Genomic DNA, 20,772 nt, shown 5'->3' on the forward strand with positions numbered 1-20,772 from the left:
AAAAATCCTTGGCAGAGTCCGTACTAAAATCGTAAGATAGCGAATCGTATCCTGATTTCTTTTTCAGGGATATATCTGCGTTTCTAAGGAGTTCCTCATCATGTCACGGATTCGACTGGCTGTATTTATCTTCTTCGTAGGGAGTTCATTACTTCCTTTGTTCGCTCAAAGCGGACCCAAATTAGGAGAGAGAGAAGTTCGATCCTCCGGAAAAGTAAACTTCGTAAACCGGTCTGCCGCAAGAGCCGACGAAGAAACGAAAGGCAGCAATGCTAAGACTGGAGCCGCCTTGGCTGAGGCTTTGAAGAAGGATCCGAAATCTAGTGCGAGCACTGATGGAATCACTGCGATCCGCATTCTTCCGGAAGAAAAGAAATTCGGAGCAGACCTGATCAGCTTAGGAAAGGATTCGGAATACGGACATATCAACTCGGTGCAAAGGATTATCGCCGGTTATGTAAAATCCAATTTCGGATATTCAGAACAAAACTCGGAAACTCTCGCGACTTATATTCTATATTACAATGCGATCCATCGTAAAAACGCAAATTATGTAAAACGCAAATACAATGACGAAGTCGTTAAGAATGTCGAGGCCGACAAGATCGGTATCGCAAGACGTTATACGGAATGGGCCGGAAAAACGCAGATCATTATTCCGATCGTTGCAAATATCTTATCCGAAGATGGAAAAGATCTTCATACGGACGAGTTAGAGCACGAAGTAAACAAGGACCTGGACAAAAAGAAAGAAGGCCAAGAAGATAAGAAGAAGATGGACGATCTCCAACGACAAAAGTTGGAAGATGAAAAGCGCAAGCTCCAGGAAAAACAAGACGAGAACAGAAAAAAACAAGAAGCTGCTTCTCAAAAAGACAGATCTGCTGAGAAAGAACTACAAGAGTTGAATAAGGATCCTGTTAAGAACAAACAGAAGATTACTCAAAAACAAGAAGAACGCAAACAGGCTCAGCAACAACAGCAACAAGCCAAGAAAGAAGAGCAGCAATTAAAAGAAAAAGAAAAGGAGATCGCTAAGAAGGAAGAATCCCGCAAATCGGATTCTAAATCTTCTTCGTCCTCCTCATCGTCTAGCGATTCTAAGAAAGATTCCTCTTCTTCTTCCGGAGGTTCTAGCAGTTCTTCCAAATCGGATGATAACAAATCCAAAGAAGAATTGAAGCAAGAACTCACCGATACTAAGAAAGAATTGGAAGCTGTTAAAGAAGAACAGAAACAAAAAGAAGACTTCGATAAAAACGTAGTCGGAGGAAAGATTCTCTTCTTAAAAACCTTAAAGTATACTTCCGACGGACATTATAGCAATGAACTCCAATTGCTGGATCCTGCTAAGGACGATACGATCTTTAAAGGCGACTTCAATAAGATCTGCGGACGTACTTTCGAAGTTGTGGACGGAAAGGCTTTGGTCGTAGGTTACGAGTCGGACCACTCCGCTGCTCATAAACTCATTCTGATCGATCAAGAGACTCTCAAGCCTGCGGTTTGGTCCAATGACGCCGTATTCTGGCGCTCTCCTATGATCTTAAAAGGAGAAGATATCTATGCATTTGAAGAAAGGAATGGAAAATATTATCTGAGCCGTTTCGACAAAGGCTTAAAGAAGACTGCTGGAACAGAAGAGGAGATCTCTCCTAACTCTAATGTAACCTTCTTCGGTGAGAAGATTTATGTAACCGGAAAAGAAGAAGGTTCCGGCAAAACGGAGATTGCAGTATTTAATAAAGCGGATCTGAAATTACTCAAGAAGATCAAGCCGTAAATCATATTCAATTTTCGGAATGGAAAGGCGGGAGATCTCCCGCCTTTTTTATTTTATTGTCTTTTTAAGAGCCAGGCTCCGATGCAGACGGATCCGATCTCTGTGATCATACTCAGATAAATATACTCGTTTCCTGGACCGTTCAAGAGCAAGGTGTAGAGCCTCGCTATAAAAAGGCCTCCAGCGCTTGTTACAGAAAGCAAAATGGCAGGGGACTTGAAATCAGGTCTGGTCAAACCGTAAAAGATCAGAAATCCTACTCCAAAGCAAAGTCCGCTATACATCGCCCTAAAATCAGCCAAGGCTGCACTCGAATGAATGGAGAATCCAATCATTTCCGCCAGAGGGATCGGATAGAGAAAGAAAGCCACAGTGAATCCTAGATAAACTGCAAGGTTCATGAATAGAAAGATCTGAGTGACCAAACGTATCAATGGAGAAGTCTCCAATCGGCCTGTCGTAGAAATTGTACTTGTTTGCATTTGATTTCCTCTCAAGGAGTTGATAAGAAGAAGATACGACAAAGAAAGGGCCGCGTCGTCCGGCGTTATAAAGTCTTATACATTTTTCTAAAAGAAATCGGGGTTTTTTGAGTAATTCTTAAGAAAGCCTCATTAAAAGAAGAACGATTATTAAATCCTACCGTCATCGCTATCTCTAAAACGGTTTTATCCGTTCCAATGAGAAGTTCCTTAGCATCTTCTATCCTATGCTGATTGATGAAGGAGAAATATCCCTTACCCAGACGGTTGTTTAATAGCTCGGATAACTGATGAGAGGTAAGAGAGAGTTCTTTTGCGAGTTCTGTTAATGTAAGATCCTCTCTTCTATGGATCTTATCCGCATAGAATAAACGATCTAAATTTTCTAAGACGGGGTCCATATCCAGACCCTTGAGTCTGGTACGTGCATATTTTGCCTTGATCAGATCGGATCGTAGGGCCTCGGGAAATTCGAAATATTTTCTTCGAATATAATATATTAAGGAAACCGCAAGAGAGATTACTGCAAGCGATAGCTTTAGAAAGATCGGATGAACGATCAGACCTAAAATTCCTAGAACGGAAACGAGAAAAGAATCCAAACAGAAAATCCCGAATAGGAATTTGGCCCTTGGCTCCTCGATCTTTAAGAACGCTTTGAAGATTGGGATCACAAAACTAAGAGAATAGATCGCGGCTCCTAAATACAAAAAGTTGATCCCGAAAAACGCAAGATCGAAATTCAACTGCGAGTTCCAAGGATATCTTAAATATTCTCCGCTACTTCTGAAGTAGATTGCGGCAGCGAATGAGAACAAAGTAGGAAGAAAGAATAGAAAATGCTTCGGTCTAAATTCGAAATCATCTTCTGAAAGGGATCGAATCGTGAGAAATGCGAATGCGGGCGGAAGATAAAGTAGAGGAAGATTCCAAAATTTCAAGGCCAGGTCCTGCCCAGAATTTTGATTTAGTACCAAGGCACTGGAAAGTTGCATGCATCCTATGGACGCGAGTGTAAGCGCTAGAAAGACTTGGAATCGATCCCTTTTATCCGCAGGAAATTCACCTATGGAAAGAAGAAGGGCCAAAAATCCGCCGAAAAGAATGAGCCCATCAAAGAACCAGCCTAGCAGATCGGACATGGTCTTATCGTATTCCTCTAAGGAAATAGTCGAATCGAAAATTAGATTATAATAGAGCTTATCTCATTGAAGTGAGATCTCTGTATGCTCTCACTACTCCGTCTGCCATTGTCTTGGTGAAGGTAAGCGCCACTCTCGCTTTTTCAGAAGCGATCATGACTTCGTGAGCATCTACGCTATTCGGATCATAGACCATTTTTTGGGTCATTTCATCTGCATCCGCTTGTAGATCATTTACAGATTTTAAAGCGTTTCTCATCGCTTCAGAAAAACTTTCAGCTACGAAGTCTGGAGCTACAGGCTCTTTTACGTCTCCGTAATGGCGTTCGTCCTCGATCTTTACGCTGACCTTATCGCCTTTAGGAGAAAGCGGAAAACGAGAATCGGAATAACCGGAGTTATATGTGTACCAAAGTTTGGAATTGAAATCCACTTGCATTAGAATCTCCTAAATTACGCTCTTCCGATTTCCAAGGCCTTATTGAACATCGCCTTGGAGCCGTTGATCATCTGTACGTTTGCTTCGTAGGACCGGGAAGCCGAGATCATATCGGTCATTTCGGTGACTATATTTACGTTCGGCATTTCTACATAGCCTTTTTTAGGGCCGATCTGTATCGAATCCGGGTGGGTTGGATCATATACCAATCGAAGAGGGCTCATGTCCTTCTCGATTTTCATGACCTTCACACCTCTTCCTTCGCCCGGCTCAAGACCAAAAGGATAAACAGGACTTCTCCACTGAGTTCTCAAATTCACCGGAGTAAGTACCACTCTATCTCTGCGAAACGGTCCGTCGCCATTCGTGTTACGAGTGGTAGTCGCATTCGCGATATTGTTTCCGATAACATCCATCCGAAGTCTCTGTGCGGAAAGTCCGGTAGCGGAGGTATTAATTGCAGTAAACAGTCCCATGATTTCTTCCTTTATTTCTCAGCTATGTCGCCAAAGAGGGATTAGGCTAGCCTCATTACGTTTTTCAAATCCCTAAAGTTGGAATTCAGTCTTTCAGTCATCATCATGTATTGCATTTGGGAATTGGATGCATCTACAACTTCTTTCTCAGGATCCACGTTATTTCCATCGGCTCTCATTGTAGTCAAATAGTCGACCTTTGCCTTAGGTTTTACAGTACGATAGTCTAATGGAGTAAAAAATGATATATGACGTTCGTCTTCTATACGAGTAGGGATTGCTTTGGACTCTTCGATCTTCTCAGATTCCAGCGCGCGTTTTATCATAGATTCGAAAACTACTTCGCTTCTCTTGAAATGAGGAACGTCTGCGTTCGCGATGTTATCAGAAATCACCTTTCTTTTTAAAGAAGCAGTGTTCATACCTCTTTCCAGTAGATCCTGGGTCTTCATGAAATAGGTTTTTTCAAACATAAAGCTCTCCCGAATAAAATTTCGGTTGAATTTCAAATTTCCCGAAGATAAAAAAAGAAAATAGGCCGAAAATTTTGTCCGAAAGGCCGAAAAAAGGATTATAACTGAAAATGGCAGAACATTCGGAGATTATAGAGATCAAACCGGAGCTAACGGCCCTTTTCAATGACTACTACGCGTTTCGAAACGAGCTGATGGACGCGATCGCCAAAAAACCTAAGAAAATCGTCCTGGATTTGGGAAAGATCCCAGTCATGAATTCAATTTCTATCAGTTCCTTGGTTTGGTTCTGCAAAAATGCCAAATCCGAAGGGATCGAGATAGATATCCGAGAGATCCATCCGGACCTTCTCAAAACCTTTGAAGTACTAAAGATAGACGAGTACTTTCAGCGAATTTAAAGTACGAAACCCTCTGTCTCAGGTTTTTGAAAGCCAGGAATTCCCTGGACATCTTTCTCTATCCGGTTAGCCTGGCTCCCATGAAAAAAATTCTTTTTTCTCTCCTTATCCTTTCCTTCGCGCTAGGTTGTTCTGCTCCTTTGCAGGAAAGGGTCCTCGGAATCTGGGAGAGAACTTCTACCTGCACTCCTGAAGGGCAATGCCAAGATACTCCCGCTGACAAGGTTCAGAAATTGACTCTACTCCGTCCAGGTCTTGCGATCTATGAGAATCCAGAAGATCCTGAAAGACAAAGAAAGATAGAATACGAACTATTCGAGAAGGATACAAAATCCAATTCCCCTGAGATATTATTCCGGTTTTTGAATCTAGGTTTTCAGATCCGCTATGTGATCCTTAAGGCGGATAAGGATAAATTAGAGTTATTTAATCCAGATCGAAATAATACAGAGATCTATAAGAAGGTTGGCGTCGCCCCGGAATGATCTTCTCCAAGGAAAAGATACTTCTTCTTTTCTTTAGTTCCGTATTGGTCCTGGGGACTTCTTTGTCTGCAAAGGAAGCCGAGACAGGTACGGATGAGAATCAGTCGATTATTGCTCCTTCTCCGGAAGGAGAACTTTCTCCTCCGCCTCAACCCACGGATCAGAGCGAGCTATCTCGTCGAAAATACCAGATCCTCGCACTGAATACGGAGACGATCAATCTTTTAAGATCCAATAGTCTTTCCAAGGCCCAAGCAAATATTGAGAAACTGAAGAAACTCGATCCGGATTGTTTGGAGTTCCATTATCTAAGCGGAGCTTATCTGTATGCTCTCGGAAGATATCCTCAATCTAAGAAGGCTCTGCTCAGAGCGGTTGAGTTGAATCCTGGACATGATCCTTCTCATTATTTGCTTGGAATGATCTTCGTAAGAAGAAGTAAATGGGAAGCTTCCGTTCCATATTTTCAAAAGGCAGTAGAACTTGCGAATTACAATCCATTCTATCGTTTGAATATGGCGCTCGCATATTTCGAGACCGGTCAATATATCAAAGCCAAGGCCGAAGCGGAAAAGGGAATAGAGCTCAAACCGAATTACAGAAATGCTAAATTAGTTTTATTGAAAGTGAATTTCCTTTTAGGAAACAAGGCGGAGGCATTAGCCCAGTGCAAAGAATTTGCAAAAGAAGGGTTCTTGCACAAGGAATTCGCTTATATCTATGCACGCTTGGCAATGGATCTGGATAAGAATTTCAGAAAAGCGATCAAATTATATAATCAATTTCCGGATCTTCCGTTTAATGAGAAACGATTTCTCGCTCATGCATATTTTCATACCGCGAATTATAGAGCTTCTGCAAATACGTATTCTATTATCGCAGGCTCCAAGATCCTTTCAGAGGAAGATAAGATCAATTATCTCCGTTCTCTCGTTTTCATTCGTGATTATAGAAGATTGGAATTATTCGTAAGTTCTTGGATGGCAGAAGAGCCCGAAAAGAAACTCAAGATCCAAGAGGCATTGGATGTCGCGGAACTCTTAAAGGACAACGATCCCAAAGTCTATCACATGCTTCCTTCTCGCAATCCATATTGAATACTAAGTGCTTTTCCTAAAGGCAAGCACTCTATCGCGTATTGCTGCTTGAAGTGAAAGATATAAATCCAACTGCAGATTAATCTTCTTTCTTCTTAGTAGGAAACTGAAGAATGTAAGCGATCACACAGATCCCGATGACTGCCATTCCGATCCTCACATAAATGATAGGAGCAAATATAGCACTGATCGTCATTGTGATCACGATAGAAGAAACCGCAATGATCTTGGCTCTAAGCGGAATTGCTTTATGAATTCTCCAATCTCGGATAAAATTACCGAAGTACTTATTGTTCATTAGCCAATTATAAAATTTCTGAGAGGCTCTCGCGTAACAAGCCGCAGTCAAAAGCAAAAAGGGAGTGGTAGGAAGTACAGGTGTGAAGACTCCGATAATTCCGAGAACTAGCGAAATCGTTCCTATAATAATGAGCACATAACGCACGATACTCGATCTGTGCAATTTGACTTCGTCACTGTAATCCTTAAATTCTTGGGCCAAAGTTTTACCTCGCGAGATCGATCCGATTTCAGTCTCTCCAATAAAAAAGGGAGGCAAGCCTCCCTTTTTCAAGAATCATTTCTGTTGAAATGAAATTCTTTGTCTGATTTGATCAGGTATCTTTGAGAGCCGTTACGATTTCCTGAGTGGCTTTCTTACCATCTTGGAAATACATGAGGCAATTTTCTTGGATAAAGAGAGGGTTAGGAACTCCCGCGAATCCAGGGCTCAAAGAACGCTTGATCACGATGATCGTCTTAGCCTTGTCCACATCCAAAATAGGCATACCTGCAATAGGAGAACCTGGATCTGTTTTTGCCAGAGGATTCACAACGTCGTTTGCTCCGTTGATAATGACCACGTCCACAGTGTTGAAGGTAGGATTGATCTCATCCATTTCCTTCATCTTGTCATAAGGAATATCTGCTTCTGCGAGAAGAACGTTCATGTGTCCAGGCATCCTTCCTGCAACCGGATGGATCGCGAATTCAACTTCGATATTCCTATCGGTAAGTTGGTTGTATAATTCGCGAACCGCGTGCTGTGCTTGCGCGACTGCCATTCCATAACCAGGAACGATTACGACTCTCTGAGCCATATCCAACAACATAGCCACTTCTTCTGCAGAAGTAGCTTTGGTTTTGCCTGCGTAGATGTCTCCAGTTTCGGCAGTAGAAGCAGCAGCTCCCCAGCCTCCGAAGAGAACGTTTGGAAGAGAGCGGTTCATCGCCTTACACATGATCTGTGTAAGTAGAATCCCGGAAGCTCCTACAAGAGATCCGGAGATAATAAGAACATTGTTTCCCAATACGAATCCGGTAGCAGAAGCTGCGAGTCCGGAGTAAGAGTTGAGAAGTGCGATCACTACCGGCATGTCCGCGCCACCGATAGGCATTACTAATAGAACTCCCAAGATGGAAGCTACAAGAACAACGTACCAGTACCATTCGATCTTAGTAGGTTCGATAACGTTCAGGTATCCGAGATAAATGGATCCGATCAAGAAAAGTACTTTTACGATCTGATCTCCGAAGTAGCGAACCGCTTTCTCGGAAACTAAACCTTGTAGTTTTCCGAAAGCAATCAAGGAACCGGTCAAGGTAACTGCACCGATGATCCCTGTCGCAGCAGTGGAGATTGTGAACTGAAGATTGCTAAGTAGTTCGGTGTTCTTTCCTGTTTCGAGGATCTCCATAAGAGAGTTCCCACCTACTAAGAAGGAAGCTAAACCACCCAGACCGTTTAGAAGAGCAACAAGCTGAGGCATTCCTGTCATTTCTACTTTCAGAGCTATATAAGCTCCGATTGCAGTTCCTACTAGGATTGCAGATCCGATGAGAATGATATCGCTTTGCTTGATGGTGCCGTATTCTAAGAAGACGCCTACCACTGCTAAGAACATACCGAGAGCTCCGGTAAAGTTTCCTCTCACTGCAGTCTTAGGGTGAGAAAGAAGTTTTAATCCGATGATGAAAAGGATACTGGAGACTAGATAAAGGAGGTTGATGTACGCTTTTTCCATTTAGAGTTTAATCCTTTTTCTTGAACATTCCCAACATGCGGTGAGTTACTACGAACCCTCCGATCACGTTGATGGTTGCGCCCACGATTGCGATAAATCCCAGAACTTGTATGATCCAACTGTGAGAAGCATGAAGGGTTAAGATTGCCCCGATGATGGTAATTCCCGAAATAGCGTTCGAGCCTGACATTAGAGGGGTATGTAAAAGAGGAGGAATACGGTTGATTACCTCGATTCCTACGAATACTGCGATCAAGAATATCGTCAGGTAGCTTACGAACTGTTCCATATTAGCTTCCTTGAAGGGAAACCGGCAAGAAAACTTAAGAAAACCGGGCCCTTAAAATCTGTTCGTTCACTTTTCTGGGATGCCTGCTTCCTGAAAACCCTTTTTTCGAAGCAAGCAGGAGTCGCATTTTCCGCAAGGTTTGCCCTGGATCGGATCATAACAAGAGTGAGTTAGGGAGAAGGGAACACCCAAACTAGAGCCTAATAGAACGATCTCTTTTTTATCCAAGTACTGCAAGGGAGTGCAAATCTCCAAAGGATTCCCTTCGGCTCCCATCTTGGTTCCTAGGCGGATGGCTTCGGCATACGCCTTAATGAATTCTGGCCTGCAATCCGGGTAACCTGAATAATCCAAAGCATTCACTCCAATGTACAGGCGTTCGGCAGAAATACCTTCCGCCAAAGAAACACCAAAGGAAAGAAATAGAATATTCCTGCCAGGCACATAGGTGTTCGGTATCTTAGTATGACCCAAAGAATTTTTGGGAACACGGATCTTCTTCTCTGTTAAGGAAGAACCCTTGAAGAAATCGGGTTGTAGCTTTTGTATAAGATGAGGGATGCCTAGAAGCTTTGCGATCTTCTTTGCAGATTTTAATTCTTCCTTATGCTTTTGATTATAATCGAAAGAAAGAGCCGTAGGAGAATAGCCGTCTTTAATGGCTTTGTACAGGCAAGTGGTGGAATCCAAGCCCCCCGAAAAAAGAACCACAGCCTTGGGGCCCTTGGAATTTTTTTGAACACCGTTCAATTTGGAAGAAGGTTTTTGGAAGCTCATGAAAGAGTAGATCGTTTAAGCTGGACCATTGTACACAGAAGCGCTTGTACAGGTCTCGTGAAGAGTGATCTTATAAAGAAGAGGAAGTTCCGGCTTCAACTTCTTCCAAAGCCAGATGCTGATATTCTCACTGGTAGGATTTTCCAAACCTTCTACATCATTCAGTAGATAATGATCCAAATGATTTTCTACAAGAGGCTTTACAACCTTGCTGACTTCTGCAAAGTCCATGAGCCATCCTGTGTGTTGATCTACTTGGCCTTTTAGGTGAAGTTTGAAACGAAAACTATGGCCATGCATTCTTCTGCACTTATGACCTTCCGGTACGTTCGGGAGAAAATGGGCCGCGTCGAAGCGAAATTCTTTGGTGAGTTCTATTTCTTCCATGGAGGTAAAAGGACGAACGAAAGAAGTTGAATGGATCGGAGACTTTCTTTTTCGAATTCTACTGGATAGAATACGGAGAAGGAAACGGACCGACTTTGTATTTCAGCCGGTCTGAAGAAACGAAAAGCGAAGATTACTTTTTAACCAACTCTTTCAGGATTTCCTGTCTTTTCTGGTCTTTTTGGAATTCGTTCAAAACCAGCCATTCGCGTTTGATTTGTTTCTCGTTAATACCTTTTGCTTCCGCGTATTTTTTGAGAAGTTTAGCCGTTTTTTGGTTCATAACCAACCAAAATCCGGCGGTCGGCCCCGATGTCAAGTAGAGAAAGCCTGGAGTTTAATAACGGATCCGGATTATGTCTCATTATGAAAAACTTAAATTCCAGACCTCAAATCATTTAGCATTCTTGGTAAGGGCATTCTGCGCCGGCGGGTTCGACTTCTACAGTCGCATGAGGAATATGGAATTCCTTGCTGATATTTCGGATCTTCTCCTTTAGCTTCTGAGCCTCTAAGATAGAAGTTCCTTTTACTCCCACATGTAGAGTGAGCACATGATAGTCTCCGTCCATGGACCAGAGATGAAGATCGTGAACGGACTGCACTCCCTTGAGTTTTAGGATCCGATCCTGCAATTCTTTTGTATCTATACCTTCTGGAGAAGATTGCAGATGAAGTAATAAAATTTTTCGTAAATTACGAAAAGATTGAAAACCCACCCAAAGAGAGATGAAGATAGAAAGGAAAGGATCCACCCATCCCCAACTTAGTGTGATTACTGCGATACTCCCTATAAGTACAGCAACCCATCCGAGTACATCTTCTATCAAATGCAAGAATGCAGTCTTCGCGTTCAATCCGGAAGCGCCTTTTAATTTGAATAACGCGGCTCCGTTTACGATTACTCCTAAAATGGAAAGGCCTAACATTCCCCAACCATTTGGAGAAGCTGGCTCATTCAATTTGCTGACCGCAAAGAATAAGATCGCTAGAGAGCCCACGAACAGTACGAAAGAATTCACAAGCGCAGCAGAAAGGCTTAAACGTTTATAACCGAATGTAAATGTACGAGTTCTAGGTTTGGTTGCTATCTTCTGAAAGATCCAAGCGAGAGCTAAGAATCCGCTGTCTCCTAGATCATGCAATGAATCGGATAAGATCGCAAGACTTTGGAAGAAATATCCACCTACAAATTCTATGATAGCAAATCCAAAATTGAGTAAGAATGCGTACAGGAATGCGCGGGAATTTTCCGGCTCCGGTCCATGATGGTGACCGAATGCATGAGAATGGTCGTGATCATGATCTTCGTGAGAGTGATGATGCCCGTGCATGGATCTAGGGTATAAGATTGTTGAAAATTAGGCCAGTCTCTTTTTGGGAAATTGGTTGCAGGATAATGGGTTCTCTTTATCGGTAAGAACCAAGATGAGTGAGTCTTCCAAATTAGAAGAGCTGGCTTCTATCCAAAGAGAAGTCGAGCCTTGCGTTCGTTGTAAGTTGAGTAGCACTCGGACCCAAACCGTTTTCGGCGAAGGCAATCCGGACGCAGAGGTCATGTTCATAGGAGAAGGTCCAGGCAAACAAGAGGACTTGACCGGTCGTCCCTTTGTAGGAAAGGCCGGTGAATTACTGACTCGCATCATAGAGAAGGGCATGGGAGTGCCTAGAGAAAAAGTTTATATCGCGAATGTTACCAAATGCCGTCCTACTGTAGATTTAAAATTCGAGAAAGATCGTCCTCCGGAAGATGATGAGGTGATCGCTTGCTCTCCCTTTCTTCTTCGTCAGATTTCTATTATACAGCCAAAGGTGATCATCACTCTCGGAAATCCTTCGACTCGCTGCATTCTTCGCACTAAAGAAGGGATCACAAAGTTGAGAGGACAATGGGGAGACTTTCATGGAATTCCTGTGATGCCTACCTATCATCCTAGCTATGTGATCCGTAACGGTGGAGAGAACAGTCCTTTAAAAAGAGATGTTTGGGAGGATATTAAGAAGGTTCTGGATAAGTTGGGTTGGGCTCGTCCCAGCTAAAATTGTTTTGGGAACAAAGGCTTCTTGAAAATTTTTTCCAATAGTTTCTTGCTCCTCTGGAATCTTAGCTCTACTTTGACTCTCTATCTATATGCTATTTGGGACCGGTTCGAATCTTTGGATCGGTAATAATTTTGGGAGAGACAATGGAAAAATCCACAACTCGAGTTGGCTTCGATGGGACTGGCTGGGACCTATTTAAATTATATCTTTTTAATGCGTTAGCCACGATCAGTACTTTGGGTATCTATTCTTTTTGGGCAAGGACCAAGGTAGACAGATACATGCGTCAGCATACCACCTTCCTAGGGCAGAGGTTTGACTTTCATGCCACAGGAAAGGAAAGGTTTTTAGGGTTTATCAAGGCTGCGCCTATCGTTCTGGCTCTGTTCTTTGCGATCAAACTTCCTTTGCAGTGGTGGGTTTTCTCCGAAGAACTCAGCACATTCTCTACGTTGATCCCGATCTTTGTACTATTATATGTGCTTGGTCCATTTATCTTTGTGGGAAGGATCCGATTTCACTTAAGCAGGACTTCTTATAATAATATTCGATTCCATTTTTCTGGAAGAGTATTGGAGCTCGTTAAGATCTTCTTAATAGGAATTCCTCTATTGATCATAACTTTAGGCTTTTATTCTCCTTGGTTCAATGTTCGTCTCAGAAGATTCCAATACGAAAATACGTATTATGGAAACGCAGGATTCAAATTCGACGGAACTGGCTCTGAATTATTTTGGATCCATCTAAAAGGATTTTTGCTTATCATTCCTACATTCGGTTTCTATACTTCTTGGTGGCAGGCGAATGTTTATAATTACTATTGGAACCATCTCTCTGTAAACGGGATCCGTTTTAAAGGGAACTTGCAAGGAGGAGATCTTCTTGTTTATCTCATGCTCGGTTACGCGTCGATCATCGCTTCCTTAGGTTTTGCGTTTCCTTGGATCGCAGTTATCTTTTACAAATTATTCTATGAAGCGATCAGCATGGAAGTGGAGCCTGATCTGACTCAGATCCTTCCTGAATATGATGCAGGTGCTTCCGCTTTGGCAGAAGGTTTTGAGAGTGCTCTCGAAGCCTTAGCTGACGTATTCGATTAATACTCATTCGATGGAAACTGATCAAACGGATAAATTTTATGACGGAAAGAGTGCGATCCCTGTTTCGGGAGAATTGAGAGCGGAACAAGACGGTCTTTATTTTCAAGGGGAGAAGGGATCGTTTCGTTTTGCATATTCCGATATTCTAAATCTAGACGAGGTAGGAAAGGAATACAGATTAGAGCTGAACAATCCGCAAAATAAATTTGCCGGTTATATGATCGTATTCCATTCTAAAGAAACCCAAGGTCTGATCCAAAAGTACCAAAGATCACAAAAAAAGAATCCGATCTTAGATCTTTGGTACGATACGAATTTTGCGATTAAGTTGGGATTTCTTCTTTTGACGGCAGGACTCGTCTTCTTTGCTTACAACAGGAGTTTGTCGTACGCATATTTCTTTGTTCCACTTAGCTATGATAAACAGCAGTCCAAGATCATGTCGACTTGGGTCAGAGATTATTTTCCGGAATGCACGGATCCAAGCCTTAAATCCGCAGTTCGCAAGATCGGCCTGAAGCTAAAGGATAAGGACGATCCGTTTGAATATGATATTATCGTAATAGATGACGAAGTATTCAATGCGTTTGCGATGCCCGGAGGGACCATTGTGGTGTTCACGGATTTATTGCAAAAGACTGATTCTGCCGAAGAGCTTGCAGGAATTCTGGCGCATGAGATGGCACATATTCATCGAAGGCACGGAGTTCGAAGACAGATTCAATCTGCGGGTAATGTGCTCCTTCTTTCTCTGGGGATAGGTTCCGGTTTTGAAGGCGTGGATATGCTGGAGAATATGGACTCAGTGTACGAGGTCTTAAGCGTTACCTTATACGATCAAAAATTCTCAAGAGAATATGAAACCGAAGCAGACGAGATCGCTTTAGAAAAATTGAAAAAAGCAAATGTAACCGGTTCCGGATTTTTGACTTTCTTCGAAAGATTTAAAGCGTATGAAACTTCTGAAAAAGACGGATCTGATGAGAACAATTCATCGGAAGAATCGGAGAAGGATAAGGTTTCTAACTCGGAAAATTCGGGAGAAGCTTCTAAAGGCTCCGAATCGGATGCATCAGAAGAAGAATCGAAGTCCTTTCGTGTTCCCGATTTCTTAAGTTCTCACCCGGCAACAGACGATCGGATTCAATATGTTAAGGATACGATCTCTAAACCGGGCTATCCTAGAGGAAAATTAGGTTTTTCTAAAGCAGAATGGAATAAGATCAAAAATAGATGCTCTTCTGTTCCGCCTAAGAAAAAAATAGAATTAGATCTTTAATTCGAATCGGCCCGTGGTAAACTCCAGGGCCGATCAATAGAAATTAGTCACCCTTCTTCTTAGAGAGCCAGTCTGCGATCTTCTGATAAATATCCGAAGGCGCATCTTCATGGGCAAATAAGGAAATATGATCGTAGTCTATACTTCCTCCGTTGTCCCTTCCTGCTTCATAGAACTGAGTGAATCCTCTTTTTCTACGATATACTGGATGAATAGATTCGGTGGTTGCTACGTTGTCTATCTTGCCAGCGACAAAGAGTGTCGGAAAATCCATTGCTTCAAACTCAGTCCAAGTTTTAGGATTCTCTTCTAAACCCGGAAGAAAATTCCATAGAGTTTGGTAGAGATACAGAGTTGTAGGATTGTCCTCATCCAGAGAGATGAAACGAGAACAGAAACTGTCCTTGTTCTTGCAAGAGTTGGAAACGTCCGTGCCCAGTCTCTTCTCCTTTTTCATATCATCCAAGAAACTATCGTTGTACTTATAATCCATTCCTGTTCCCAAGAAGAATGCCTTGGAAATAGAAGGATCTTTTTTGGATTTAATGTATTGAAGAACAGCCTGTCCTCCAAGAGAGATCCCGCCTAGGATATATTCCTTTTTGCCGCTTACCTTTTGGATCTGAGAGACTGCCTGAGGAATAAGTTTTTCTCCTATATCCTTTAGGTCCAGACCAGGATAGGTTTCAAAATGAAGCAGCCAAACGGAGAAACCGTTTCCGCTCAACACTCCTATGAGTCCATGATGATCACCCAGATACAGGGATTTTTTATTTACAAGGACCGGATCTAGTAGGAGCACAGGAGGATATTCTGAGTTCACATCCGAGAATGTAGTGAGATATACGTTAGGCGCAATATTCGCGGTTTGTTTTCTGAATTTCTCCTCAGTGATCACTGCATACCTTGTGCAAGACAGAGCGAGAGAGAGAATTGTAAATAGGAAGGCGATTTGTTTCTGTAATTTCATGATTGGATCTCGATTAATTTCTCTTGTTCAACCATTGGAGTATGGTTGGGAATACTTCGTCGTCGGCCTTTTTTCCTACGACTAGATCGGTATGACCATAATCCTCAGAATGTCCTTTTCCTTTGGATAGAACGAATAAGGTCTTATCAGTGCTTCCCAATTGGTCGTAAACATAGCGAAGAGAATAAGTGAAACCGAGTTTGTCCCTTCTTCCTGCGACTAGGAGGACTGGGATCTTAATATTGGAAAGACCTTCAGCATAGTTCATCTTTCCGTCTTCGGAACGGAAGGAACCGGTTTCAATGATCTTCTCCATTTGTTTGACTTCTCTCCTAGTAACAGTTGCGATAGCAGTCGTATAAACTCCTGTTACGATCTTAGGATCGATATTGGGTTCGTGCCAAAAGACTTCTTCAAAACTTTTCTTAGGAAAGAATGGGATGCCTGTTCCTCCTCGAATTCCTGACCAAGTTTCGGTGGGAACTGCAGGCCAAAGGTACGTAGCCCAAGTAAATTTGGACCAAAGTTTCAATGCGTCGGAAGGAGGATCCATGATCGCTGGTGATCCGATTGCTACGAAGTTAGCAACACGATTCTCTCCCAGACTTCCGAGGCGAGCGTATTGCAACATTCCCCCCATACTATGACCGATCCAGTTCACCTTATCTTTTCCGGTTGCTTTCAGAACATATTGGATGGCTGCATCTGCATCCTGCTTGATGTACTCATCGATAGAATAATCGAAAGTCTTATCTCCGAAGAATAAAGAAGGAGAACCTGCGGCTTGTTTTCCTCTCAGATCCAAAAGCCAAACATCGTAACCTTCTCTTTGTAGATTCGCAACGATGGAAGATTTTTCATTTATCTTCAGGTAGATGCGGTTCGCAATAAAGCCGTGGCAGAGAATGACCGGATATTTTTTTGCTGAAGAACCAGCTGCAGGAGGGAAATGTTCCAGAGTCAGATCCCAATTGTCCGAGGTCTTGGGATGCACTAGTTCTCCGTTGAGAGCTATGCTTGCGGAGCAAGAAACGATTAGCGGGAGACAGGCGAGAAGCGCCGAGATAAAACGAAGCATACCCGCGATGCTCTATTCTCCTAGAAATGAATCAAGGAAAATTCATCCGCACATTTCTCTAGTCTTACAAAGAACGATGTTTGTTTGTATTCGAGAAGCTGAGAACGTTTATGATCGATCGGATCATTCTTTTTACGAAAGGAAAGAATCGGATCTTGTGAAGCAAGGGATTGCACCAACCTGTGGTAATGCAGAAATACGTGTCATACGGAGTAGTGTGATGGATCTGATGATGGTCCGGAGAAAGGATCCATCTCTTTTTTTGCAAGTAGTGGATTACCTTAGATGGTTTGTCTTGGTGGGCCCATTTATGGATCTGATTCGTGAAGAAGATCCCGATCAACACTAAGATCCAGAAAGTCCTGGCCCAAGGAAATATACCGCTTTCTAACGGGGCATAAAAACAATAGAGAAGAATAGGAAGTGAGACTAAGCAATTATTGCCATTGGTTTCTATGAAATCATGCCGAGTGATCCCTTTCGGATCCACGTGATGATCTCGGAAAGGAAAGATAAATGCGGATCCCACGTATGGAGTATTCTCATCTCCGAAACTATCTCCCAGAAAATGAACGAAGCCGGAAAGGAAGTCTGCGGTTATATAAGCAGAGAGTAAGAGTCCTAAAAGTCGAAGCGAAAGAAATAAATAGGAATCGAAGAAGGAGGATTTTGCCAGCAGTCCGAATTTCCAAATAGAGAGTGCAGAGAAGATCAAAAATAGAAAAACACTCAGAACTTCGATCAATCTATGGATCTTAAAAGGAGAAGGGAACAAGACTCTTAGGAAGTTCATAACCTACATTATGCAATTCGGGGAAAGTATGGCAAAAATTTTTTTCATGAATACATCCATTAAGAACTAAAAATCGAAAGCAATTACTCTCGGATGCTTAAGAGACTTAGTTCGGAATGAGTTCTATGTACTTTGGGTTAGAGAGGAAATTCTTCGGCAATTTTACGGAAAATTTTAAATCAGGCTTTTCATTCTCAGACCTCTACACACTTATTATAAAGTGATTCATTCGATTCGCATGGTATTTTCCAAATTAAAAAAGATCCTTAGTCCTCCTATACATACCGATGCGGAGAAGGCGGTATCCATCAGGCTTTTATACGGGCTAATGTATGTTACCTTGCTAGTCGCTGTCTTATTTAGGATTATCCATCCACTCGTCTCTCCGCCAAAGGACGTCTATTATTCTTTTTATCTGATTCCTGCAGCAGTGCTTGTCTGTCATATTCTTGCAAAGACCGGAAGGATCAGACTAGGCGCGCATCTGCTCATTCTTCTGGAATGGTTGTCCCTTCTTTTGGTGATGAAGAAAGAAGGGGGAGTGCACGCGACTGCATTTTCCCTGTTCATGGTGATGATCCTTCTCGCCTCTCTTCTCTTGGGGAATTTTGTGGCATTGATGTATTCGGTCGCTTCCTTTGCTGCGGGAGTGTTGAGTATTTTCATGATGGAAAGAGGAAGCATTGCTCCTCCTACCTTACCAGGTCATTGGGCTGCGTTAGTCGGAAACTCGATCGGATTTTTTGTAACGTTGATACTGATGCGTTTCGGATTAGGAGGTCTCAATCGTGTCCGACAGGAACTCTCGCAAGCACATATAACGGCAAAGCTCGGTGGTTGGATCCTGAATGTGGATACCTTGGTGCTAACTCTGACCAAGGAATATAGGGTCTTGCTTGGAGACAAAGATGCAAAAGAATCCGTCACTCTAAGCTTTGATTCTTTCTTGGAAAAATATGTGGAGGAAGAAGAGGATCGCAAACGAATCGTTCTCGTCCTGAATGAGGCGTTGAATTATAGAGAAGATCCGAATTATTCTGCGGACTTTGTTTTTAGAGCCAGAGGAGAGGACGGAAAGCAAAGATATATTCTAGTCAACGGAAAATACAAAGACAACTCTTTGGCTTTTGGTACAGGACAGGATATCACCGAAAAACATCTAGCAGAAGAAGAGATCAAATCCAGCCAGGAATTATTTTCCAAGGTATTCAAGTTGAGTCCGTATGCTAGTTCCATTTCTAATTTTGAGGATGGAAGATATATAGATATTAACGATGGCTTCACACGCTTAATGGGCTATACGAGAGAAGAAGCAATCGGAAGAACAAGCATAGAGTTAGGGATTTGGGCCGATCCGAAAGCAAGAGATCTATTCAAAGAGAAGATTGCAGTGGATGGATTCTTATTCAATGAAGAGACATTGTTCCAAGCAAAGGACGGACGTATCTTTACTGCGGAGTTCTCCACAAGATTCGCAATGATAGATGGAGAGGCCAGGATGATCAATATGGTCAAGGATATCTCCGAGAGAAAAGAAGCGGAACAGTTGAGGATTCTAAACAATGAGATCTCCGCGCAAAATGAACTCATCGAAAAACAAAAGAAAGAATTAGAAGAAGCTCTCGCATACCAGCAAAAGACCCAGAACCAGCTCATCCTTTCCGAAAAGATGGCGGCATTAGGACAACTCGTTGCCGGGATTGCGCATGAGATCAACAATCCGATCGGAGTAATACGGGCCGCGAACGAATCCGTAAAGAACCATTTCTTGCGTTCTCTCGATAGAATGCAGGCGGCTTATTCCGTATTAGAAAATTTGAATCCGGAGACTGCTGAGGATTTTGCCTATCTTCTTACCAAGGGAAGATTGTACGAAGAGATCCTTCCTCCCAAAGAAGTACGAGCCAAGACAAAGATCCTAGAAGCAAAACTCAAAGAATTGGGAATCGAAGAATCTAGAAATCTTGCCGAAGGACTGGTAGAAGCCGGACTCGAAAATGCAATGGAAGATTATCCTAAATTATTCCAAGGGAAGAAAACAAAGGAAATCTTACAGTACGCGTTAGACGAAATATTGGCAAACAGAAGTTCAAAGCTTATCGAAATGTCCGTGGATAGGACTTCGAAGATAGTATACGCTCTCAAGAATTTCTCACATTTCAGAACTGGCGGACCAAAATCCGAAGTGAACCTAAAGGAAAGTATAGATACAGTTCTTACTATTTATCAGAACCAATTAAAATCCGGAATAGAGATCGTGAAAGAATACGATCATACGCCTGCGATCCAGGCATACTCCGACGATCTATTGCATGTTTGGACGAACCTGATCTACAACGCAGCGCAAGCGATGAACTTCAAAGGCGTATTGAAGATCAAGATCTGTAAACCTAAGATAGAATCCATACAGATCCGGATCTCGGATACAGGACCTGGGATTCCGGAATCCATACAAGATAGAATCTTTGAACCTTTCTTTACTACCAAAGCACCTGGAGAAGGTTCAGGACTCGGACTCGATATAGTGAAGAGAATCGTAGAAAATCATGATGGCTCCATTCATTTCGAGACTTCTGCAGACGGTACTACCTTTTTTGTGAACCTACCCAACTGAATGTTTCTTTAAGAATTTCTCGATCTTAGGACGGATCACGTAATGGCAATATGGCTGAGCAGGATTCGTTCTAAAATAATTCTGATGATACCCTTCCCCTGGAAAGAATTTCTCTAGTGCAACAATTTCAGTTACGATAGGAGAAGAAAATCTAGGACCATATTCTTCTCTAGACTTCTCAGCGATCTCTTTCTGAGTCGCGTTTTCGTATAAGATGATACTTCTATACTGAGGGCCTTCGTCATTTCCTTGGCGGTTTCTGGTCGTAGGGTCATGAGCTTCCCAAAAGATGTCCAAGATATTTTTGAAAGAGATCACCTTGGGATCGAAGCCGATACGAATGACTTCCGCATGACCTGTAAGACCAGTGCAAACGGATTTATAATTGGGAGAAGGATCCGAACCTCCTGCATAACCGGAAACGATGGACTCCACACCTTCTACGAGTTGGTAGATGGCTTCGACACACCAGAAGCAGCCTCCACCTAGAGTAGCGTATTCTAAATCGTTTCGATCGGACATTTGGTTTTTCCTCGTATATTAGATTCGATTCATAAAAGAAAGTAAGACCGAAATCGAAACACGGAAACAATTTTCGACTAAAATCGGAAAAAAACGCGAGCGATCCGATTCATAAGAA

Annotated in this window: 24 protein-coding genes; 8 read left to right on the forward strand and 16 right to left on the reverse strand. The window is 42.5% G+C overall.

Annotated features, from left to right (window positions below; genetic code table 11):
* The first annotated feature begins 100 nt into the window (after window positions 1–100).
* The gene (locus tag EHO59_RS04525) at window positions 101–1,783 is read left to right on the forward strand and encodes a P83/100 family protein (protein WP_135585157.1); all 1,683 of its coding nucleotides are present in this window, start codon (window positions 101–103) and stop codon (window positions 1,781–1,783) included.
* 53 nt (window positions 1,784–1,836) lie between these two features.
* Here the strand turns inward: EHO59_RS04525 and EHO59_RS04530 are convergent, their stop codons facing one another.
* The 5 genes from EHO59_RS04530 to flgB all read right to left on the reverse strand — a co-directional run bounded on the left by EHO59_RS04530 (window position 1,837) and on the right by flgB (window position 4,795).
* Window positions 1,837–2,265, reverse strand: a complete 429-nt coding sequence (locus tag EHO59_RS04530; RefSeq protein WP_135585159.1) for a DUF4345 family protein — start codon at window positions 2,263–2,265, stop codon at window positions 1,837–1,839.
* 65 nt (window positions 2,266–2,330) lie between these two features.
* Window positions 2,331–3,407 carry a helix-turn-helix domain-containing protein gene (locus EHO59_RS04535; protein ID WP_135585161.1) on the reverse strand — a complete coding sequence of 359 codons (1,077 nt, stop codon included), beginning with the start codon at window positions 3,405–3,407 and terminating at the stop codon, window positions 2,331–2,333.
* 58 nt (window positions 3,408–3,465) lie between these two features.
* Entirely contained in the window at window positions 3,466–3,846 is a 381-nt protein-coding gene (fliE, locus tag EHO59_RS04540) for a flagellar hook-basal body complex protein FliE (protein WP_135585163.1), read from the reverse strand.
* A gap of 14 nt (window positions 3,847–3,860) precedes the next feature.
* Complete coding sequence (gene flgC / locus EHO59_RS04545) at window positions 3,861–4,322, reverse strand: flagellar basal body rod protein FlgC (RefSeq protein ID WP_135585165.1); 462 nt, start codon at window positions 4,320–4,322, stop codon at window positions 3,861–3,863.
* 41 nt (window positions 4,323–4,363) lie between these two features.
* A complete protein-coding gene (gene flgB / locus EHO59_RS04550) occupies window positions 4,364–4,795 on the reverse strand; it encodes a flagellar basal body rod protein FlgB (protein ID WP_135585168.1) in 432 nt (143 codons plus the stop codon).
* Window positions 4,796–4,905: 110 nt separating this feature from the next.
* On the opposite strand from flgB, the gene EHO59_RS04555 reads away from it, so the two are divergent.
* From EHO59_RS04555 to EHO59_RS04565, 3 genes are all read left to right on the forward strand, one after another.
* Window positions 4,906–5,196, forward strand: a complete 291-nt coding sequence (locus tag EHO59_RS04555; protein ID WP_135585170.1) for an STAS domain-containing protein — start codon at window positions 4,906–4,908, stop codon at window positions 5,194–5,196.
* An 80-nt stretch (window positions 5,197–5,276) separates the two neighbouring features.
* A complete protein-coding gene (locus EHO59_RS04560) occupies window positions 5,277–5,681 on the forward strand; it encodes an LIC10301 family lipoprotein (RefSeq protein ID WP_246052655.1) in 405 nt (134 codons plus the stop codon).
* On the forward strand, window positions 5,678–6,778 hold the full coding sequence (locus EHO59_RS04565) for a tetratricopeptide repeat protein (protein ID WP_135585172.1): 1,101 nt from the start codon (window positions 5,678–5,680) through the stop codon (window positions 6,776–6,778). The genes EHO59_RS04560 and EHO59_RS04565 overlap by 4 nt, the downstream gene beginning before the upstream one ends.
* A 79-nt stretch (window positions 6,779–6,857) precedes the next feature.
* Here the strand turns inward: EHO59_RS04565 and EHO59_RS04570 are convergent, their stop codons facing one another.
* The 7 genes from EHO59_RS04570 to EHO59_RS04595 all read right to left on the reverse strand — a co-directional run bounded on the left by EHO59_RS04570 (window position 6,858) and on the right by EHO59_RS04595 (window position 11,589).
* Window positions 6,858–7,280 carry a YbaN family protein gene (locus EHO59_RS04570; protein ID WP_135585174.1) on the reverse strand — a complete coding sequence of 141 codons (423 nt, stop codon included), beginning with the start codon at window positions 7,278–7,280 and terminating at the stop codon, window positions 6,858–6,860.
* A gap of 112 nt (window positions 7,281–7,392) precedes the next feature.
* Window positions 7,393–8,802: an NAD(P)(+) transhydrogenase (Re/Si-specific) subunit beta gene (locus EHO59_RS04575; RefSeq protein ID WP_135585176.1), complete on the reverse strand. Its 1,410-nt coding sequence runs from the start codon at window positions 8,800–8,802 to the stop codon at window positions 7,393–7,395.
* A 7-nt stretch (window positions 8,803–8,809) separates the two neighbouring features.
* On the reverse strand, window positions 8,810–9,091 hold the full coding sequence (locus EHO59_RS04580; RefSeq protein ID WP_135585178.1) for an NAD(P) transhydrogenase subunit alpha part 2: 282 nt from the start codon (window positions 9,089–9,091) through the stop codon (window positions 8,810–8,812).
* Window positions 9,092–9,157: 66 nt separating this feature from the next.
* Window positions 9,158–9,868, reverse strand: a complete 711-nt coding sequence (queC, locus tag EHO59_RS04585; protein ID WP_135585180.1) for a 7-cyano-7-deazaguanine synthase QueC — start codon at window positions 9,866–9,868, stop codon at window positions 9,158–9,160.
* 15 nt (window positions 9,869–9,883) lie between these two features.
* Window positions 9,884–10,255 carry a 6-carboxytetrahydropterin synthase QueD gene (gene queD / locus EHO59_RS04590; RefSeq protein WP_135585182.1) on the reverse strand — a complete coding sequence of 124 codons (372 nt, stop codon included), beginning with the start codon at window positions 10,253–10,255 and terminating at the stop codon, window positions 9,884–9,886.
* A gap of 133 nt (window positions 10,256–10,388) precedes the next feature.
* Entirely contained in the window at window positions 10,389–10,538 is a 150-nt protein-coding gene (locus tag EHO59_RS18170; protein WP_167882063.1) for a hypothetical protein, read from the reverse strand.
* Between the two features lie 115 nt (window positions 10,539–10,653).
* Window positions 10,654–11,589 (reverse strand): cation diffusion facilitator family transporter, encoded by a 936-nt coding sequence (locus EHO59_RS04595; RefSeq protein ID WP_135585184.1) that lies wholly within the window; start codon window positions 11,587–11,589, stop codon window positions 10,654–10,656.
* Between the two features lie 94 nt (window positions 11,590–11,683).
* Here EHO59_RS04595 and EHO59_RS04600 point away from each other — a divergent pair, with 94 nt between their 5' ends.
* From EHO59_RS04600 to EHO59_RS04610, 3 genes are all read left to right on the forward strand, one after another.
* Window positions 11,684–12,295, forward strand: a complete 612-nt coding sequence (locus EHO59_RS04600) for a uracil-DNA glycosylase (RefSeq protein ID WP_135585186.1) — start codon at window positions 11,684–11,686, stop codon at window positions 12,293–12,295.
* 146 nt (window positions 12,296–12,441) lie between these two features.
* A complete protein-coding gene (locus tag EHO59_RS04605; protein WP_135585188.1) occupies window positions 12,442–13,398 on the forward strand; it encodes a YjgN family protein in 957 nt (318 codons plus the stop codon).
* Between the two features lie 10 nt (window positions 13,399–13,408).
* Window positions 13,409–14,677 (forward strand): M48 family metallopeptidase, encoded by a 1,269-nt coding sequence (locus EHO59_RS04610; RefSeq protein ID WP_135585190.1) that lies wholly within the window; start codon window positions 13,409–13,411, stop codon window positions 14,675–14,677.
* Between the two features lie 43 nt (window positions 14,678–14,720).
* On the opposite strand, the gene EHO59_RS04615 is transcribed toward EHO59_RS04610, so the two are convergent.
* The 3 genes from EHO59_RS04615 to EHO59_RS04625 form a co-directional block, all read right to left on the reverse strand.
* The gene (locus EHO59_RS04615) at window positions 14,721–15,647 is read right to left on the reverse strand and encodes an alpha/beta hydrolase (protein ID WP_135585192.1); all 927 of its coding nucleotides are present in this window, start codon (window positions 15,645–15,647) and stop codon (window positions 14,721–14,723) included.
* A gap of 13 nt (window positions 15,648–15,660) precedes the next feature.
* Complete coding sequence (locus EHO59_RS04620; RefSeq protein ID WP_135585195.1) at window positions 15,661–16,725, reverse strand: alpha/beta fold hydrolase; 1,065 nt, start codon at window positions 16,723–16,725, stop codon at window positions 15,661–15,663.
* A gap of 64 nt (window positions 16,726–16,789) precedes the next feature.
* Window positions 16,790–17,518, reverse strand: a complete 729-nt coding sequence (locus EHO59_RS04625) for a fatty acid desaturase CarF family protein (RefSeq protein WP_135585197.1) — start codon at window positions 17,516–17,518, stop codon at window positions 16,790–16,792.
* A gap of 238 nt (window positions 17,519–17,756) precedes the next feature.
* Between EHO59_RS04625 and EHO59_RS04630 the strand changes: the two genes are divergently transcribed.
* Window positions 17,757–20,132, forward strand: coding sequence for a PAS domain-containing sensor histidine kinase (locus EHO59_RS04630; protein ID WP_135585200.1), 2,376 nt, complete (start codon window positions 17,757–17,759; stop codon window positions 20,130–20,132).
* Here the strand turns inward: EHO59_RS04630 and msrA are convergent.
* A complete protein-coding gene (gene msrA, locus EHO59_RS04635) occupies window positions 20,121–20,654 on the reverse strand; it encodes a peptide-methionine (S)-S-oxide reductase MsrA (protein ID WP_135585202.1) in 534 nt (177 codons plus the stop codon). The genes EHO59_RS04630 and msrA overlap by 12 nt on opposite strands.
* Window positions 20,655–20,772: the final 118 nt, after the last annotated feature.

Origin of the sequence: Leptospira semungkisensis, from assembly GCF_004770055.1 — a bacterium.
GTDB classification, from domain to species: domain Bacteria; phylum Spirochaetota; class Leptospiria; order Leptospirales; family Leptospiraceae; genus Leptospira_B; species Leptospira_B semungkisensis.

What these genes read in the sequence shown, in the direction of transcription:
- EHO59_RS04530 (WP_135585159.1), bottom strand. Translation starts at nt 2,265, where the DNA reads ATGCAAACAAGTACAATTTCTACGACAGGCCGATTGGAGACTTCTCCA.
- flgC (WP_135585165.1), bottom strand. Translation starts at nt 4,322, where the DNA reads ATGGGACTGTTTACTGCAATTAATACCTCCGCTACCGGACTTTCCGCA.
- queD (WP_135585182.1), bottom strand. Translation starts at nt 10,255, where the DNA reads ATGGAAGAAATAGAACTCACCAAAGAATTTCGCTTCGACGCGGCCCAT.
- EHO59_RS04630 (WP_135585200.1), top strand. Translation starts at nt 17,757, where the DNA reads ATGGTATTTTCCAAATTAAAAAAGATCCTTAGTCCTCCTATACATACC.
- EHO59_RS04555 (WP_135585170.1), top strand. Translation starts at nt 4,906, where the DNA reads ATGGCAGAACATTCGGAGATTATAGAGATCAAACCGGAGCTAACGGCC.
- EHO59_RS04560 (WP_246052655.1), top strand. Translation starts at nt 5,277, where the DNA reads ATGAAAAAAATTCTTTTTTCTCTCCTTATCCTTTCCTTCGCGCTAGGT.
- EHO59_RS04605 (WP_135585188.1), top strand. Translation starts at nt 12,442, where the DNA reads ATGGAAAAATCCACAACTCGAGTTGGCTTCGATGGGACTGGCTGGGAC.
- EHO59_RS04620 (WP_135585195.1), bottom strand. Translation starts at nt 16,725, where the DNA reads ATGCTTCGTTTTATCTCGGCGCTTCTCGCCTGTCTCCCGCTAATCGTT.
- EHO59_RS04525 (WP_135585157.1), top strand. Translation starts at nt 101, where the DNA reads ATGTCACGGATTCGACTGGCTGTATTTATCTTCTTCGTAGGGAGTTCA.
- EHO59_RS04625 (WP_135585197.1), bottom strand. Translation starts at nt 17,518, where the DNA reads ATGAACTTCCTAAGAGTCTTGTTCCCTTCTCCTTTTAAGATCCATAGA.
- EHO59_RS04610 (WP_135585190.1), top strand. Translation starts at nt 13,409, where the DNA reads ATGGAAACTGATCAAACGGATAAATTTTATGACGGAAAGAGTGCGATC.
- EHO59_RS04615 (WP_135585192.1), bottom strand. Translation starts at nt 15,647, where the DNA reads ATGAAATTACAGAAACAAATCGCCTTCCTATTTACAATTCTCTCTCTC.
- EHO59_RS18170 (WP_167882063.1), bottom strand. Translation starts at nt 10,538, where the DNA reads ATGAACCAAAAAACGGCTAAACTTCTCAAAAAATACGCGGAAGCAAAA.
- EHO59_RS04535 (WP_135585161.1), bottom strand. Translation starts at nt 3,407, where the DNA reads ATGTCCGATCTGCTAGGCTGGTTCTTTGATGGGCTCATTCTTTTCGGC.
- queC (WP_135585180.1), bottom strand. Translation starts at nt 9,868, where the DNA reads ATGAGCTTCCAAAAACCTTCTTCCAAATTGAACGGTGTTCAAAAAAAT.
- msrA (WP_135585202.1), bottom strand. Translation starts at nt 20,654, where the DNA reads ATGTCCGATCGAAACGATTTAGAATACGCTACTCTAGGTGGAGGCTGC.
- EHO59_RS04595 (WP_135585184.1), bottom strand. Translation starts at nt 11,589, where the DNA reads ATGCACGGGCATCATCACTCTCACGAAGATCATGATCACGACCATTCT.
- EHO59_RS04565 (WP_135585172.1), top strand. Translation starts at nt 5,678, where the DNA reads ATGATCTTCTCCAAGGAAAAGATACTTCTTCTTTTCTTTAGTTCCGTA.
- fliE (WP_135585163.1), bottom strand. Translation starts at nt 3,846, where the DNA reads ATGCAAGTGGATTTCAATTCCAAACTTTGGTACACATATAACTCCGGT.
- EHO59_RS04600 (WP_135585186.1), top strand. Translation starts at nt 11,684, where the DNA reads ATGAGTGAGTCTTCCAAATTAGAAGAGCTGGCTTCTATCCAAAGAGAA.
- EHO59_RS04575 (WP_135585176.1), bottom strand. Translation starts at nt 8,802, where the DNA reads ATGGAAAAAGCGTACATCAACCTCCTTTATCTAGTCTCCAGTATCCTT.
- flgB (WP_135585168.1), bottom strand. Translation starts at nt 4,795, where the DNA reads ATGTTTGAAAAAACCTATTTCATGAAGACCCAGGATCTACTGGAAAGA.
- EHO59_RS04580 (WP_135585178.1), bottom strand. Translation starts at nt 9,091, where the DNA reads ATGGAACAGTTCGTAAGCTACCTGACGATATTCTTGATCGCAGTATTC.